Annotated in this window: 13 protein-coding genes and 2 pseudogenes; all 15 read right to left on the bottom strand. The window is 65.7% G+C overall.

The genetic code is table 11. The features are described 5' to 3' along the window. Positions 1-27: 27 nt before the first annotated feature. The gene (gene trbE / locus HZY77_RS07125) at positions 28-2,478 is read right to left on the bottom strand and encodes a conjugal transfer protein TrbE (RefSeq protein ID WP_296820145.1); all 2,451 of its coding nucleotides are present in this window, start codon (positions 2,476-2,478) and stop codon (positions 28-30) included. A 10-nt stretch (positions 2,479-2,488) separates the two neighbouring features. Then, complete coding sequence (locus HZY77_RS07130; RefSeq protein ID WP_296820148.1) at positions 2,489-2,758, bottom strand: VirB3 family type IV secretion system protein; 270 nt, start codon at positions 2,756-2,758, stop codon at positions 2,489-2,491. Further along, on the bottom strand, positions 2,755-3,132 hold the full coding sequence (locus tag HZY77_RS07135) for a TrbC/VirB2 family protein (RefSeq protein WP_296820150.1): 378 nt from the start codon (positions 3,130-3,132) through the stop codon (positions 2,755-2,757). Before HZY77_RS07135 ends, HZY77_RS07130 begins: the two co-directional genes overlap by 4 nt. Then, entirely contained in the window at positions 3,129-4,169 is a 1,041-nt protein-coding gene (gene trbB / locus HZY77_RS07140) for a P-type conjugative transfer ATPase TrbB (protein ID WP_296820152.1), read from the bottom strand. The genes HZY77_RS07135 and trbB overlap by 4 nt, the downstream gene beginning before the upstream one ends. Then, positions 4,166-4,631, bottom strand: a pseudogene (locus HZY77_RS07145) (CopG family transcriptional regulator). The gene trbB and the pseudogene HZY77_RS07145 overlap by 4 nt, the downstream one beginning before the upstream one ends. Beyond that, positions 4,628-6,631: pseudogene (locus tag HZY77_RS07150) on the bottom strand (conjugal transfer protein TraG). The pseudogenes HZY77_RS07145 and HZY77_RS07150 overlap by 4 nt, the downstream one beginning before the upstream one ends. A 221-nt stretch (positions 6,632-6,852) precedes the next feature. Then, complete coding sequence (locus tag HZY77_RS07155) at positions 6,853-7,128, bottom strand: EexN family lipoprotein (RefSeq protein WP_296820154.1); 276 nt, start codon at positions 7,126-7,128, stop codon at positions 6,853-6,855. Beyond that, on the bottom strand, positions 7,125-8,069 hold the full coding sequence (locus HZY77_RS07160) for a LysR substrate-binding domain-containing protein (protein ID WP_296820157.1): 945 nt from the start codon (positions 8,067-8,069) through the stop codon (positions 7,125-7,127). The genes HZY77_RS07155 and HZY77_RS07160 overlap by 4 nt, the downstream gene beginning before the upstream one ends. A 198-nt stretch (positions 8,070-8,267) precedes the next feature. After that, positions 8,268-8,456, bottom strand: a complete 189-nt coding sequence (locus HZY77_RS07165; RefSeq protein WP_296820159.1) for a hypothetical protein — start codon at positions 8,454-8,456, stop codon at positions 8,268-8,270. Positions 8,457-8,567: 111 nt separating this feature from the next. Next, positions 8,568-9,545 (bottom strand): lipid A deacylase LpxR family protein, encoded by a 978-nt coding sequence (locus HZY77_RS07170; protein WP_296820161.1) that lies wholly within the window; start codon positions 9,543-9,545, stop codon positions 8,568-8,570. A gap of 58 nt (positions 9,546-9,603) precedes the next feature. Further along, complete coding sequence (locus tag HZY77_RS07175) at positions 9,604-10,725, bottom strand: ABC transporter permease (RefSeq protein WP_296820163.1); 1,122 nt, start codon at positions 10,723-10,725, stop codon at positions 9,604-9,606. A 3-nt stretch (positions 10,726-10,728) separates the two neighbouring features. Then, positions 10,729-13,518 carry a ribosome-associated ATPase/putative transporter RbbA gene (rbbA, locus tag HZY77_RS07180; protein WP_296820165.1) on the bottom strand — a complete coding sequence of 930 codons (2,790 nt, stop codon included), beginning with the start codon at positions 13,516-13,518 and terminating at the stop codon, positions 10,729-10,731. Next, complete coding sequence (locus tag HZY77_RS07185; RefSeq protein ID WP_296820168.1) at positions 13,515-14,588, bottom strand: HlyD family efflux transporter periplasmic adaptor subunit; 1,074 nt, start codon at positions 14,586-14,588, stop codon at positions 13,515-13,517. The genes rbbA and HZY77_RS07185 overlap by 4 nt, the downstream gene beginning before the upstream one ends. Before the next feature lie 62 nt (positions 14,589-14,650). Then, positions 14,651-15,289 carry a TetR family transcriptional regulator gene (locus HZY77_RS07190; protein WP_296820170.1) on the bottom strand — a complete coding sequence of 213 codons (639 nt, stop codon included), beginning with the start codon at positions 15,287-15,289 and terminating at the stop codon, positions 14,651-14,653. 2 nt (positions 15,290-15,291) lie between these two features. After that, entirely contained in the window at positions 15,292-15,678 is a 387-nt protein-coding gene (locus tag HZY77_RS07195; RefSeq protein WP_296820172.1) for a hypothetical protein, read from the bottom strand. Between the last annotated feature and the right edge of the window lie 21 nt (positions 15,679-15,699).

The raw sequence follows: 15,699 nt of genomic DNA on the forward strand, positions 1-15,699 counted from the left end.
GCGGCAGCGACGGCAAGAAGACGTTTTTCATGGCGAAACCTCCAGAGGTTGAGAAGCAAGGAATGACGAGGCCGACGGAGCGGACGGCAATAGGTCGGCCGCCCAATCGAGGCTGCGATGACGCAGCCAGGCGCCTGCGAAGCCCGGTGTTCCGGCATCGCGCAGTACGCTGTCGATAGCGCGCTGGTCTTGGGGCGTCGAAGCGCCCGCGAAGGCGAGCGTGACCGGCCCGAGATCAAGATCGAACAGGCGGTTGCCGAGACGCGACTGGTAGTAGTAGTCGCGCTTGGGCTGTGCGGTGGCGACGATCTCGATTTGTCGGCTGTTGAGCCCAAAGCCCTCGTAGATGGTGCGAATCTGCGGTTCGGTGGCCTGCGGATTTGGCAGGAAGATGCGACTGGCGCAGCTCTCGATGATCGCGGGCGCGATGGTTGAGTCCTTGATGTCGGCGAGCGACTGCGTGGCAAAGATGACGCTGACGTTCTTCTTGCGCAACGTCTTGAGCCACTGGCGAATGCGCGCCGCGAACACCGGGTCATCCAGGAACAGCCAGGCTTCATCAAGGATCAACAGCGTCGGTGCGCCATCGAAACGCTCATCGAAGCGCGCGAACAGGTAGCCCAGCACGGCCAGCACCGCGGCCTTGCTGTGCATCAGTTCCTCCATCTCGAAGCCCTGGACGTCGCCCACGCCCAGCCGGTCGCTGTCGGCGTCCAGCAGCTTGCCGTGAGCGCCGCCGAGCACGTAGGGCGCGAGCGCCTGACGCAGTACGTTGGATTGCAGCAACACCGACAGGCCGGTGAGCGTGCGTTGCTCCACGGGCGCGCCCGCAAGACTGCCGAGCGCCGACCAGATGGCCACCTTCTCGTCCGGACCGACCGCAATGCCCTCGTGTCGCAGGCGGCCTTCGACCCACTCGGCGGACCAGGTGCGATAGCCTTCCCGGTCGATGCGGGCGAGCGGCTGAAACGCGATCGCACCGTCGGCACCCAGGTCATAGTGCTCGCCGCCCAAGCCGAGAATGGTGGCGCGCATCGAACGCCCCATGTCAAAGGCGAAGATGCGCGAGCCGGGATAGCGGCGGAACTGCATCGCCAGCGTGGCGAGCAGAACCGACTTACCCATGCCGGTCGGGCCGGCCACCAACGTATGCCCCACGTCGCCAATGTGCGTCACCAGCCGGAACGGTGTTGCGCCCTCGGTGCGGGTGACGATCAGCGGCGGGCCGTCGAGGTGGGCGTTCTTCTCAGGCCCAGCCCACACCGCCGATACCGGCATCAGGTGCGCGAGGTTCAGCGTCGAGACGATGGGCTGGCGCACGTTGGCGTAGGCATTCCCAGGCACCGACGACAGCCAGGCCTCCACGGCGTTCAGCGTCTCCGGGATCGTCACGAAGCCACGGCCCTGGATGACGCGCTCCACCATGCGCAGCTTTTCGTCGGCTGCGTTAGCGTCGGCATCCAGCACGGTCACGGTCGCGGTGACGTAGCCGAAGGCGACTTGGTCGCTGCCCAGTTCCTGCAAGGCCGAGTCCGCATCAGCGGCCTTGTTGCTGGCGTCGGTATCGACCAGCGGCGACTCCTGCTGAAAGATGGTTTCGCGCAGTAGTGCGAGGACATTCTTGCGTTTGGCAAACCACTGCCGGCGCAGGCGGCCCAGCTCCTTCTCGGCCTCAGCCTTGTCCATGCACAGGAAGCGCGTGCTCCAGCGGTAGGCGAAACCGAGCTGGTTGAGGTCGTCCAGAATCCCCGGCCAGGTCGAGGTCGGGAAGCCACGCACCGTCACCACGCGCAGGTGTTGGTCGCCTAGCATGGGCGCGAGGCCGCCGACCAGCGGAGCATCGGCCAGCAGTGCATCGAGATGGAACGGCACTTCCGGCACGCCGATGCGGTAGCGATGCGTCGAAACAGTCGCATGCAGGTAGGTCAGCGTCTGGCTGTCATCGAGCCAGTCGATCTCCGGCATCACGCCGTCGAGCAGATCGTAGATGCGGTCGGTCTCTGCGACGAAGGCCGACAGGCGTTCGCGCCAGTCCACGCCTTGCGTGGGCGTATTCTCGTAGAGCAGCTTGGCCGCGCGAGCGCGGGACTCCTCGGGCGGCAGGTATTGGAGCGTGAGGTGATAGCCGCTCTCGAAGTGGTTGCCCGATTCCTCAAAGGTCGCGCGACGTTCCTCGTCCACCAGCCAAGACAACGGCTCCGGGAAATCCGAGTGCGGATAGTCTGCTGCTGGCCTGCGTTCGGCTTCGACGAACAGCGCCCAGCCTGTGCCAAGCCGGCGCAGCGCGTTGTTCAACCGTGCCGTGGTAGCGATCAGCTCGCCCTGCGTCGCACTGTCCAGGTCCGGTCCACGAAAGCGCGCCGTGCGCTGGAAACTGCCATCCTTGTTGAGCACGACACCCGGCGCGACCAGACCGGCCCAGGGCAGCCAGTCGGCAAGCAAGGCTGGGCGCTGGCGGTATTCGGCGAGGTTCAGCATGGCATGGTCCTCACACGTCCAGCAGCGGCTTGTGTTTCAGGTGGGTGGCAAACACCTGCATGAACTGCGGATCGACGCGCGCACCCCAGACCGCGAGCGCGTGGCCGACGATCCAGAGCACCAAGCCCGGAATCCACAGTTGCAGGCCCAGGCCCACGGCGGCGGCCAGCGTGCCGTTGGCAATCGCCACGGTGCGCGGCGCACCGCCCAGCAGGATCGGCTCGGTCAGTGAGCGATGCAGCGGAATCTCGAAACCCGGCAGGTCGTTGGCCGTGCTCATACGACGGCTCCGCCGGAGAAGCTGAAGAACGACAGGAAGAATGAGGACGCGGCGAACGCGATGGACAGGCCGAAGACGATCTGGATCAGCTTGCGGAAGCNCCCTGACGTGTCGCCGAAGGCCAGCGCAAGGCCGGTGGAAATGATGATGATGACCGCGATGATCCGAGCCACCGGCCCCTGGATGGATTCGAGGATGGACTGCAGCGGCCCTTCCCAGGGCATCGAGGAACCGGCCGCTTTCGCCGTGCCGGCGGTCATCAGCATCACGCCGGCCAGCAGCAGGCCGTGATGCGCAGGCTCGGCCAGACGGCGCAGGCGTGTGAGGATCGAAGCCGGATTTACGGAAAAGCGGAAAGCATGGGCGTGCGTCATGGCAGTTCTCCAGAGGGATTGAGGGACGGGGAAGGAGCGACGGAAGACAGCGGAGACAGCTCTGGAAGCGGCGTTTCCAGTACGTCCGCCAGGCGATAGCCCGCGCCGTCGAAGCCGGCGACACGAGCTATGGTTTCGATGCGGCGTTTGCGGCCGCGGCCGACGATGAACACGACGACGTTCACTGCCTCGGCGATCAGTGCGCGCGGCGGATTCACTGCGACTTCGAGAACCAACTGTTCCAGGCGCAGCAGCGCGCCCAGCGCGGAGCCCGCATGGATGGTGGCGATGCCACCGGGGTGGCCGGTGCCCCAAACCTTCACCAGATCCAGGGCCTCGCCGCCGCGCACCTCGCCGACGACCACGCGGTCGGGGCGCAGCCGCATCGTGGCGCGCACCAGTTCGGTCATGGACACGACGCCAGCACGCGTGCGCAGCGGCACGTGGTCGCGTGCAGCGCATTGCAGCTCGATGGTGTCTTCGAGCACCAGCACACGGTCGCCGGTGGCGGCGATCTCGGCGAGCAAGGCGTTCGCCAGCGTGGTTTTGCCGGTGCTGGTACCGCCAGCGATCAGGATGTTCTGCCGCTCCCGCACCGCATGGCGCAGGAACTCGGCCTGTGGGGCGGACAGGATGCCGTCGGCTACATAACGCTCCAGGCCGATGATGTTTACGGCGCGCTTGCGTAGCGCAAAGGCAGGCCCCGGCGCGGCGGGCGGCAGGATGCCCTCGAAGCGTTCGCCCGTCTCAGGCAGCTCGGCGGTCAAGAGTGGCTGGCCGCGATGGACTTCCGCACCGACGTGCGCCGCAACCAACCGAATGATGCGTTCGCCATCTTGCTCGGACAGTTCCACGCCCAGTGGTGCGCGGCCGGACGACAGGCGGTCAACCCAGAGCGTTCGGTCGGGGTTGAGCATGATTTCCACCACGTCCGGGTCTTCCAGCGCGGCGGCAATCACTGGCCCCATGGCCGTGCGCAGCATGCGGATGCGCCGGTCAAGCGACGTGGAGGCGAAAGATTCTGGTTGCGCGCTCATGACGCACGCTCCTGGGCTTCGGCCAACGCCGCTGCTTCGTCCAGCCGCGCACTATCTGGCTGCAATTCCTCCACCACGTCCCGCACCAGGCTGCGCCCGCGCAGCAGGTGGCGGCCGAGCTGCTCGACGAACTGCTCGAAGCGCGCCTTGCCCTGGGCACGGGCCGCTTCCTGGTGCGCCTCGGGCACCGGCATGCTGACGGTCAGGAAGTAGCGGATGAACAGCGCCAGCGTCTCGATCTCGATGTTCTGGTCGCGCTCCAGCCGCTCGAACTGGCGCGACAGGCGATCAAGCCGCTTGGCGATGGCCGCCTCGCGCTGATCGCCCGCGTCCGGCGACAGCCACGACGCCAGCGCCGCCGCGACGATGGACGACTTGGACACGCCTTTCTTGGCAGCCAGTTCGTCCAGACGCTTGGCGTGCTCGGNGCGGAATGAACAGGTTGAGGCGGTATTGGCTCATAGCTGGATTCCGTCGTCGGGATCGAGGGACGCCAGCCGGGCCGTGCGCTGCGTGGCCGGGTCGAGCTGGCGTGGAAGCGGCAGCGGCAAGTCGTCGTCATCGAGCAGCGCCAGGTCGTCGCTCGCGGGCTCCTGTTCGGGGTGGTACTCGGCGACCTCGGATAGCTCTGGCTGGCGGCGCGGTCCGCCGTCGTCGGTCGTACNTGGTGTCGCTGCCGGTCAGGCCACGGCGGAGGGCGCGGCTGGTACGGCGGGGATCGCCAGTCCGCTCCAGTCGTCGGGCCGCGAAGGCGGCGCATCGGCGTAGCGGCTGGCCGCAAGCGTCGGTGGCGGCAGCACGCGCCGCTTGAAGTTGGCATCCGCGAAGTAGCGCAGCTTCTTCGCCTTGATCGGGGCGACGCTGGATACCATCACCACCGCCTCGTCCGGCGGGAGTTGCATCACCTCACCCGGCGTCAACAGCGGGCGCGCCGTTTCCTGCCGCGACACCATCAGGTGGCCCAGCCACGGCGCGAGCCGGTGGCCGGCATAGTTGCGCTGCGCGCGCAGCTCGGTCGCGGTGCCGAGCGTTTCGGAGATGCGCTTGGCCGTGCGTTCGTCGTTGGTGGCGAACGTCACCCGGACATGGCAGTTGTCGAGGATGGAATGGTTCTGGCCGTAGGCTTTGTCGATCTGATTGAGCGACTGCGCGATCAGGAAGCTGCGAATGCCGTAGCCGGCCATGAACGCCAGCGCCGTCTCGAAGAAGTCGAGGCGGCCCAGTGCCGGAAACTCGTCGAGCATCAGCAGCAGCTTATGGCGGCGCGCGATGCCGTCGCTGCCGTCGAGCGATTCGGTGAGCCGTCGGCCGATCTGGTTGAGGATCAGGCGCACCAGTGGCTTGGTGCGGCTGATGTCGGACGGCGGCACGACCAGGTACAGCGATACCGGATGTTCTGCCGAAATCAGGTCGGCGATGCGCCAGTCGCACCGCGAGGTGACTTCGGCCACCGTGGGATCGCGGTACAGGCCAAGGAAGGACATGGCCGTGGACAGCACGCCCGAGCGCTCGTTGTCGCTCTTGTTGAGTACTTCGCGCGCGGCCGAGGCGACCACGGGATGCGGGGCATCGCTCAGGTGCCGCGTCGTCATCATCCGGTGCAGCGTCAGCTCGAACGGGCATGCCGGATCGGACAGGAAGTTGGCGACGCCACGCAAAGTCTTGTCCTCGCCCGCATAGAGCACATGCAGGATGGCGCCGACCAGCAACGCGTGCGAAGTCTTCTCCCAGTGGTTGCGGCGCTCCAGCGCGCCTTCGGGATCGACCAAGATGTCGGCGATGTTCTGCACGTCGCGCACCTCATGCGCGCCGCGCCGTACCTCCAGCAGCGGGTTGTAGGCCGCTGACTTCGGGTCGGTGGGATTGAACAGCAGGCAGTGCGAAAAACGCGAGCGCCAGCCGGCGGTGATGGACCAGTTCTCGCCCTTGATGTCGTGGATCACGGTGGACGCGGGCCAGGAGAGCAGCGTGGGCACCACCAGGCCGACACCCTTGCCCGAGCGCGTCGGCGCGAAGGTCAGGACGTGCTCCGGGCCTTCATGACGAAGGTATTGGCCGTCATGCAGGCCGAGAAAAACGCCGGTCGGCTGGGTCAGGCCGGCTTTGCGGATGTCGGTCGCATCAGCCCAGCGCGCTGAGCCGTAGGTCGTTACCAGCTTCGATTGCCGCGAACGCCACACCGACATGCCGATGGCAACCAGGACGGCAACCAAGCCGCTGCCGCCTGCGATCGCTCCGCCGATGTCGAAGATGCGCGGTGCATACGCATCGAAAAAGAACCACCACTCGAACAACCGCCAAGGGTGATAGACCGGCGTGCCGAAGAAATCGAACCAGGGCAGGCCCAGGCGTAGTTGGTAGCCCAGGGCGGCAGCTGTCCATTGTGTGGCACTCCACACACCGGCGATCACAATGCCGAAGACAACGGCAATCTGCCCGAACAGCACACCTTGACCTTGCATCCTGGCCTCCCGATTTCTCCTGTGCGACAAGCGGCACGAAAACGTGCCGCACTCGCGAGATTCGGGGCTGGATCAAGGCCGGTCAAAGACCGTTATCGGGACAAAGATGCCTGATAACGCATGAATTCATGCAGGGGACAAAGAAAGGAAAACACCGAAAGCGACGGCGCGCTGCGGCGTGTCGAGAAACTAAATGAAGTTTTGTTGAAAATCGTCCGCTGTCAGAACTTGGGCTGCTCCTTCGGCGGCGTGTAGGGCGTTTTGCCATCACCGAGGAAGCGTCGGTTGGTCGCTTCGGCTACTCGGTTGCAGAGTTCATCGCCGAGCTTTGCTCGATCTGTCTTGCACTGCTGGCGCAGCGCCTTCAACCGTTCGGGATTGGCTGCGAGCGATTCGACCGTCTCGATTGGCGCAGGGCTGCTGCTTGTCTGGGTAGGTTCGGGTTTGCCGCAAGCCACCAGCATTGCAGCAAGCAGAAGCGGGATGATCTTCTTCATGGCTCGATTTCCTCCGGTGGATCTGTTCGTTCAAGTGCAGCAGAGGTTTNTCCTCTTGGGGGATCAATGGCAAGGACTCGTTCGATGAAACGTGCCAAGGCATCTGACGGCTTGCTATCCACGCGCAACAGGTAAGTCGTGAGCATGTACGAACGACCAGCCAGCGGCCGGGCCACCACGCTGGGCTCACGGCTGGCAGTAATCTGCGATGCGCCCACCAGCCCGAGCGCAAAACCTGCCGACACCAGGGTCATCATCAGATCGAAGGACGCGACTCGTTCGGCAATCAACGGCTCCAGACTTGATTGACGCAAAGCACGATCAATTTGGCGAGCATGTCCTTCGCATGTATGCGCATCGCCGAGTGCCAGGGNGTAGCGCAACACCTCGTCCAATGGTACACGCTTGTAAGCGAGCAAGGGGTGCCGCGCTGGTACAGCCACCATCAATGGATCGTGCCAGACAGGTTCCGCAATGAGCCCATCGCCAGCTTCATCCAACTGAGCAAACCCTATGTCGTACAGATCGTCATGAAGCCCCTTTATCTGCTGCGACAAAGGAACCTCGGACAGACGAATCTCGATCTCAGGCTCCTCCTGCCGACAGAGTGCTAACAGGGATGAAAAGCACGTTGGTGTAATGCCGTCAGACAAGGCGATGCGCAGCTGGCCGTGAAAACCGTTGGCCGCTGCCTTCGCGCAATCGCGGGCCTGCTCCAAGACGGTGAAGACACGAGGCACATGCTCTAAAAACAACTTGCCGGCATGAGTCAGCCGAGTGCTCCGTGTGGTGCGCACGAACAGTTGCACACCCAAGTCCTCTTCCAACTCCTTGATGGCGCGCGATAACGGCGACTGTTCGATGTGTAGCCGCTCAGCGGCACGTGCGAAATGGAGTTCCTCGGCTACAGCGAGGAAGCAGCGCAAATGCCTCAACTCCATTGCTTCCCCACTGCTAATGGCAACGCATTTCTGGCTGACCCGTGAACCCCATTCACATGTCGCTTAAAGAGATCACGCGACTGGAGGAAGAGAAAGCCAGGTTGCCGCCGGAGTCGCGCTGCCAGGTTTGATCGAGTCATACGAGCTTCCGCCGGAATCGCCGCACGCCGAAAACGAAGATTCCAATCCCAAGCAGTGTCAATGCCAACAGAGAGTCCCACAACACGTCGATTCCAGCATGGTGCCGCGCTCCTTCTCGCGCACCGCGGCGACGGCCGGCAGCATGATGGCCATGACGGTGATGACGGTCAGCAGCTCCGAGATGGGGATGAACCAGGCTTCGTTCTGGTTCGGGTTGTACCAGACGCGGTGCCGGTCTTCGATCATGGGGACGTTGCCGAGAGGCAAGATGATGGCCTGACGGAAACGCTGAACAGAGGTCAGTGCGGGAAGCAGGTGCGAAGTCCTCAAGGGCCGCTGAGCGCATCGGCGATTCCATCAAAACTGGATAGAAAGGCTGACAGCCCCGAACTCGCTGGTCTTGCCCTGGGTCTTGAACTCCCGGGTGCGCAGCACGTGGGTATAGCCGAGGCGCACGTCGCTCCAAGTCAGCGCGAAGCCGAACTGGAGGTCGCCGACCAGCGGCTCTTTGTCCACGCTGCGGCTGTCGCGGAAGGTATTGCCATCGAGAAAGATGTTGCGGGCGACCGCCCTCCCCTCCACGCCGGCGAACAGATACCAGCCGAACCCATTCTGCGGCACGAAGAAGCCCGAACCCGGCAGGCTCGGTTGGATGCGCGGCGGGCCGTAATCGTGCGGCAGGCGCCGGCCGAGGCGCAGCGTCAGGCCGGCGTTGGCATAGGTGAACACATTGCCGATGGCGCCGCCGGCGTGGGGTGTCATGTCGAAGGTGTTACCGAGCGCCGTTTCCTCGATGAAGCGGCGCCAGCTGCGCTGGTAGGTCAGAATGACACCCGGTTCATTCTTGAGCTGGGTGTCCCAGCCGCGCGGCTTCGTCGAGTCCGTGATCTCATGGACGAACTTCTGTGTCTGCTCGGCAAGCGAGGCCGGTCCGACGATGCCGAGGGTCAGCTCCAGTTGGTCGAGGCGCTGGCCCGTTTCGGCGATCAGCCCAACCGAGCCGAAGAGCCAGCCGGCATAGGGGCGGTCATCGAGCGGTGGATTCGGGATCTCGATGTCTTGGGGTGTATACATATTCTGTCCGAGGGCGTAGCTGGTGCGCACGGTGCCGTTCTCTGGAAAAAAGGNGAACCGTCGGGCCGCCCGCAGCGCCCATTCAGGCGCTTGGTCCGGCGCCGACAACCAGGCGGCGCGCACCCCGTTGGTGTAATTGCCGTCCGTGTTGTAGAAGAGGTCGTTTTCGAGTACGAGACTCAACGTACCGGCCTTGGTCTGCCCCGACGCCAACGCCGGGAAAGACCACAAACTCGCCAGCGGGAGGATCAGGAGACTCATCCCGCGGAGAAATCCTCGCGCATACCTCCTGAGGGTCGTTTGCTTCCTGTTCGCATGTTCAGGTCATGGTGCCGATGGTGCGGCGGAAGCGAATGAGCGCGAGGCCGAACAGCGCCGACCCGATGGCGGCGATGGCGAGGAACTGCGGCCAGACGACCGCCAACCCGGCGCCCCGGTAGAGGATCGCCTGGGCCAGCATCACGAAATGGGTGTTGGGCGCGGCCAGCATCACGAACTGGACGAACTCCGGCATGCTCTCGCGCGGCGTGGCGCCGCCGGAGAGCATCTGCAGCGGCAGCAGCACCAGCATGAGCAGCAGGGCGAACTGGGGCATGGAGCGGGCGACGGTACCGAGGAAGATGCCCATGGAGGTGGTGGCGAACAGATGCAGCGCCGCCCCGGCCAGGAACAGCGCGAGCGAGCCTTCGATCGGAACGGCGAGCCAGCCCTGCACCACCACGGTCAGGGCGACCGCCGAGGCGGCCAGCACCACCAGACCCATGGCCCACACCTTGCTGCTCATGATCTCGAAGGNGGTGACCGGCATGACCAGCAGGTGTTCCACGGTGCCGTGCTCGCGTTCGCGGATCAGCGCCGCGCCGGTGAGAACGATGGAGAGCATGGTCACGTTGTTGATGACCTCCATGATGGCGCCAAACCAGGATTTGTCGAGCTCGGGATTGAAGCGCGCCCGCAGCGCCAGTTCGACCGGCAACTCCGGCACGTCGCGATAGCGCTGCGCGAAGGCGCGCACCTCGTCGCCGACGATGGCCTGGATATAGCCGCTGCCGGCGAAGGCCTGGCTCATGCGCGTGGCGTCGACGTTGAGCTGGATGGTTGGACGCCGCCCGGCGAGCAGGTCGCGCTGAAAGTCGGGCGGGATGTCGAGCGCGAAGGTGTCGAGGCCGGCGTCCATGCGCGCGTCCATCTCGGCCTGACCGATCAGCTCGGGCGGCATGAAATGAGGCGGATNAAAGGCGCTGACGATGCGCCATGACAGGGGCGACTGGTCTTCGTTGACGATGGCGATCGGCGCCTTGTTGAGGGTTTCCGGCATGGCCGTGGCGGCGGTGTAGACGCCGACTGTGAAGGCATAAACGATCAGCACCAGCATGATCGGGTCGCGGACGAGGCTGCGCAGCTCCTTGATGCCCAGATGAAGGATGTTGGCCGCGCGCATGGGCTAGCGCTCCTGCTTCTTCAGCAGCGCGGCGGCCAGCCCGAGCAGGATCGGCGCGGCCAGCGCCAGCGGCACGAAGGCGGCCCTGAGGTCGGCAAAACCCAGCGCCTTCGAGAAGGTGCCGCGCGCGATGGTCAGGAAATGCGTGGTCGGATACAGCTCGCCGATCACCCGACCCGCCCCTTCGAGCGACGACACCGGATCGATCATCCCGGAGAAGTTGACCGCCGGCAGGATGCTCAGCAGGGCGGTGGCGAAGAGCGCCGCGATCTGGCTGCGCGTGAAGGTCGATATCAACAGGCCGATGGCCGTGGCGGCGCCGACATAGAGCAGCGCGCCGGCGGCGAGCGTCGCGAAACTGCCCTTGAGCGGCACGCCGAAAACGGTCACCGCGAGCAGCGTGAGCAGCAGGAAGCTCAGGAAGGACAGGACCAGATAGGGAAACTGCTTGCCGAGCAGGAACTCCAGCCGCGTGGTGGGCGTGACATAGAAGTTGGTGATCGAACCGAGTTCCTTCTCGCGCACCACGCTGAGCGCGGCGAGCATGGCCGGGATCATCATCAGCAGCAGCGGAATCACCGCCGGCACCATGGCCACCAGGCTTTTCACGTCCGGGTTGTAGCGAAAACGCGTCTCGATGTTGACCAGGCCGGCGAGCCGGTCGCCGTAGCCGGCCTCGCGCGCCTTGGTGGCCAGCCAGTGGGCATGCATGCCCTGCACGTATCCGCGGGCGGTCTCGGCCCGGGTCGGCATGGCGCCGTCGATCCAGGCACCGATCTCGACCGGCCGGCCGCGGGCGAGGTCGCGGGCGAAGCCGGGTGGAATCTCGATGACCAGGCTCAGCTCGCCCGAGCGCATGCGACGGTCGAGGTCGCCATAGTCGGCGATCGGCGGCCGCTCGATGAAGTACCGGGATCCGGCGAGGTTGAGCGTGTAATCGCGGCTGACCGTGGTCTGGTCGCGGTCCAGTACCGCGAAGGTCAGATCCTCGACATCGAGGCTGATGCCGTAGCCCATCACGAACATCAGGATGACGCTGCCCAGGAGCGCCAGGGTCAGGCGAATGGGATCGCGGCGCAGCTCCAGGGCTTCGCGGCGCGCGTAGCTGATGGTGCGTCGCGGGTCGAAAAAGCGCCGCCAGCCCCGCGGCTTGGCATGGATGCGCGGCGCACCGCCGGTCACGGGCGCAGCGGGGTGTCCNNGTTCCACCGGCTTCCCGCGACCGGTCGCAGCCGCGTCTTCGAGGGAGCGGATGAACGCTTCTTCCAGCGTGGGCACGCCCCGCTGCTCGGCAAGTGCGGCGGGGGCGCCGGTGACGAGCACGCGGCCGGCGTGCATCAGCGAGATGCGGTCGCAGCGCTCGGCCTCGTTCATGAAATGGGTGGAAATGAAGATGGTCACGCCGTCGCGGCGCGAGAGTTCGACCAGGATACGCCAGAAGGCGTCGCGCGCCACTGGATCGACGCCCGAGGTCGGCTCGTCCAGGATCAGCATTTCCGGCTTGTGGATCATCGCCACCGCGAGCGACAGGCGCTGACGGTGGCCAAGCGGCAATCGGTCCGGCAGGCTGTCGGTCACGTCCTCCAGATCGAAGCGCGCCACCATCTCCTCCACTCGCCGCGGGATCTCGGCGGCGGGCACATGGAACAGCCGTGCGTGCAGCGCCAGGTTCTGCCGCACCGTCAGCTCGGTGTAGAGCGAGAAGAACTGCGACATGTAGCCGACGCGCCGGCGGGTCGCCAGATCGTGCGGGTCCACTTCGTGCCCAAACAGCCAGGCCCGGCCTTCGCTCGGCGGCAGCAGGCCGGTGAGCATCTTCATGGTGGTGGTCTTGCCGCAGCCGTTGGAGCCGAGAAATCCAAAGATCTCGCCGCGGGTGATGCGCAGGCTCACATGGTCCACCGCGGTGAAATCGCCGAAGCGCATGGTCAGATCCCGCGCCTCGATGGCGACCTCGCCGTCGGCCTCGGCGGGGCGCGGCGGGATCTCCACTTCCCGATAGTCCCGGCGCTTGTCTTCCGGCAACAGGCGGATGAAGGCGGCTTCCAGAGAGGCGGCGCCGGTGCGTTCGAGCAGCGTCGGCGGGGCGCCGGTCGCCAGTACCCGCCCGCCGTCCATCGCCGCCAGCCAGTCGAAGCGCGCCGCCTCCTCCATGTAGGCGGTGGCCACCAGCACGCTCATGCCGGGCTGGTTCGCGCGGATGGCGTCGATCAGCTCCCAGAACTGCCGCCGCGAGAGCGGATCGACGCCGGTGGTGGGCTCGTCCAGGATCAGCAGTTCGGGGTCGTGAATCAGCGCGCAGCACAGGCCGAGCTTCTGCTTCATGCCGCCCGAGAGCTTGCCGGCCGGGCGATACAGAAACGGGAACAGGCCGGTGGCACGGGTCAGCGCCTCGATGCGCCGCCGGCGTTCGCCGCCATCGTGGCCGAACAGCCGGGCGAAGAAATCGAGGTTTTCGCGCACCGACAGCGTGGGATAGAGGTTGCGGCCCAGCCCTTGCGGCATGTAGGCGATGCGCGGGCAGGTTGTGCGGCGATGGCCCGCATCGGCCATGTCGCCGCCGAGCACCTCGACCCGGCCGGTCTGGATGGCGCGCGCGCCGGCGATGAGCGCCAGCAGGCTGGACTTGCCCACCCCGTCCGGGCCGATCAGCCCGGCCATGCAGCCGGCCGGGACATCGAGGCTGATCGCATCGAGCGCGCGGGTCTTGCCATAGCGCAAGCCCACCTCTCGCAGTCGCGCCACCGGCGGGGCTGCCGGCCCGCTCTCCATCACGCGCCGATTCGCGTTCATTGCGGCAACCGGACCTGCATGTCAGGGGGCCAGTCGGCCTGCGGGTCGAGCCGCACGTAGGCCATGCCTGGCAGGCCGGTCTTGACCTGGTGCAGATGCCGCGCGAGCAGATCCGGGTCGATGCGCGCCTTGATGCGGAACGTCAGCTTCTGCCGCTCCTCCGCCGTTTCCACCGTCTTGGGCGTGAACTGGGCGACGTCGGCGACGAAGGAGATTTTGGCCGGGATCACGTATTGCGGGGCGGCATCGAGCACGAGCCGCGCTTCGGCGCCGAGCGCGACGCGGCCGGCCTGTTCCGTCGGCAGGAAGAAGGTCATATAGACATCGGTCAGGTCGACCATGTTCAGCACCACGCCGCCGGGTGACAGCACCTCGCCGGGCTGGGCGACGCGGTACTGGACTCGGCCGTCGCGCGGCGCCTTGAGCACGCTGTCGTCGAGATCGGCCCGGATGCGCTGAATGGTCGCCGCCACGGCATCCACCGCCGCCTCGGCGGCGATGACATCGGACCTGGCCCGTCCCAAGGCGGCTTGCGCGGCGGCCGCCTGCGCCTGCACGGCGCTTGCCGCCGCCGTGGCCGCCTGAAACGCGGCACGGTCATCGTCCAGCTTCGACACGGGAATAAAGTCTTTTGACGCGAGTTCCTCGCTGCGCGCGACCCGCCTTTGCGTGGCGTCGAGCTCGGCCTTGCGCTGCGCGATCAAGGCCTCGGCGGCCCGGTGCTCGGCTGCACGCTGGGCCACTTGGCTGCGCGCGGTCTCGACGCCGATGCGCCCCCGTTGCATCTGCGCCTCCGCTTCGCGCAACTGCGCCTCCAGAACGGCCGTGTCCATTCTCGCCAGTTCCTGCCCGGCTTGGACGAAATCGCCCTCCTTGACCCGTATCTCCCGGATCCGTCCGGCGGTCTTGGCCGCGATATCGATCTCGACCGCTTCGATCCGGCCGTTGCCCGCGGCAATCCCAGTCGGCAGGCCCTGCGGCTGGAGGAACTTCCAGACGAAGAAAGCGGCGGCGGCAAGCGCGGCAACGACCGCGATTCTCAAGGCCCACGTTCTGATTTTCGTTGTCATGGCTTGCCCCCTTCATTCATCTCATAAGCAACTCAGTTCGACGCGGATTCCGGCACCGCTGGTTAGCGGCTGTCCCGATCCGTGTCTCGCCCGCTGGCGATCGATCCGAACCATTGGTCGAGCAGGCGACCTCCCTTTTCCGACAGCGAAAAGGCGTGCGACTCCACATGCCATGTATACACCAGGCCGCGCACGAGACAGTGGAACTGTTCGTTGGCGGTGGTGGCATCAATCTCCGGCCGCAACTCGCCGGCCGCCTCGGCGCGGCGGAATCGCCGCAGGGTTTGGGCAGAGGCCGAGGCAAACATCTCCCGCATCATCGCGACCGGGTCGATGTGGCCGAAGACCTCGCAGCGATGGAACAGAATGCCATGCACGCGGCGAAAACGCGGTTCTTCCATGCGCCTGATGGCGAGCAGGCCGGCCCGGCGTATCGTTTCCAGCTCTCTTGCTGGCCGTTCGTTTTCCGGGATTGCCTCGACCAGTTCCTCGAAGGGCAAGCGCACGCGATCGAGCATGGCGCGGAAGAGTTCGCCCTTGTCCTTGAAATGCCAATAGAAGGCGCCGTGGGTCACGCCTGCCGCGCAGGCGATTTCCTGCAGCGTCGCGCGCGCCACGCCTTTTTCGTAGAACACGCGCTCGGCGGCGTCGATCATTGCCTCGCGGGTGAGGGCAGCCTGTTCAGNGGTACGGCGCGCCACGGCTACGGCTCCCTCGACCACCCGCCGCCCAGCGCCTTCAACAAGGTGGCGGCGGCCGTCAGCTGTTCGCGTCGGGCCTTGCTGAGCGCGAGTTCTGCATCCAGCGGGGTGCGCCGGGCGTCGAGCAGTTCGATGAAGCTGATCAGCCCCTCCTGGTAGCGAATGCTCAGGTTCTCGCTGGCGGCACGCTCGGTCATCGCCTCGAGCTTGGGGTCGCCGAAACGCTGCCACCATCGAGTCAATTGGCGCTGATGATCGAGGGTCATCGCGGCAGTGACCGGCACCGGCGCATCAATCTGAGGGCGTTTGTAGTCGGGTCCGATGGCACAGCCGGCAACCAGCACGCCGGCCAAAACGGTGACCCCGGGACTCGGGCTACGAAAGGACATACCTGTTCCTCCGCAAGGTTC

Source organism: Thiobacillus sp., assembly GCF_013693775.1.
GTDB lineage: Bacteria > Pseudomonadota > Gammaproteobacteria > Burkholderiales > Thiobacillaceae > Thiobacillus.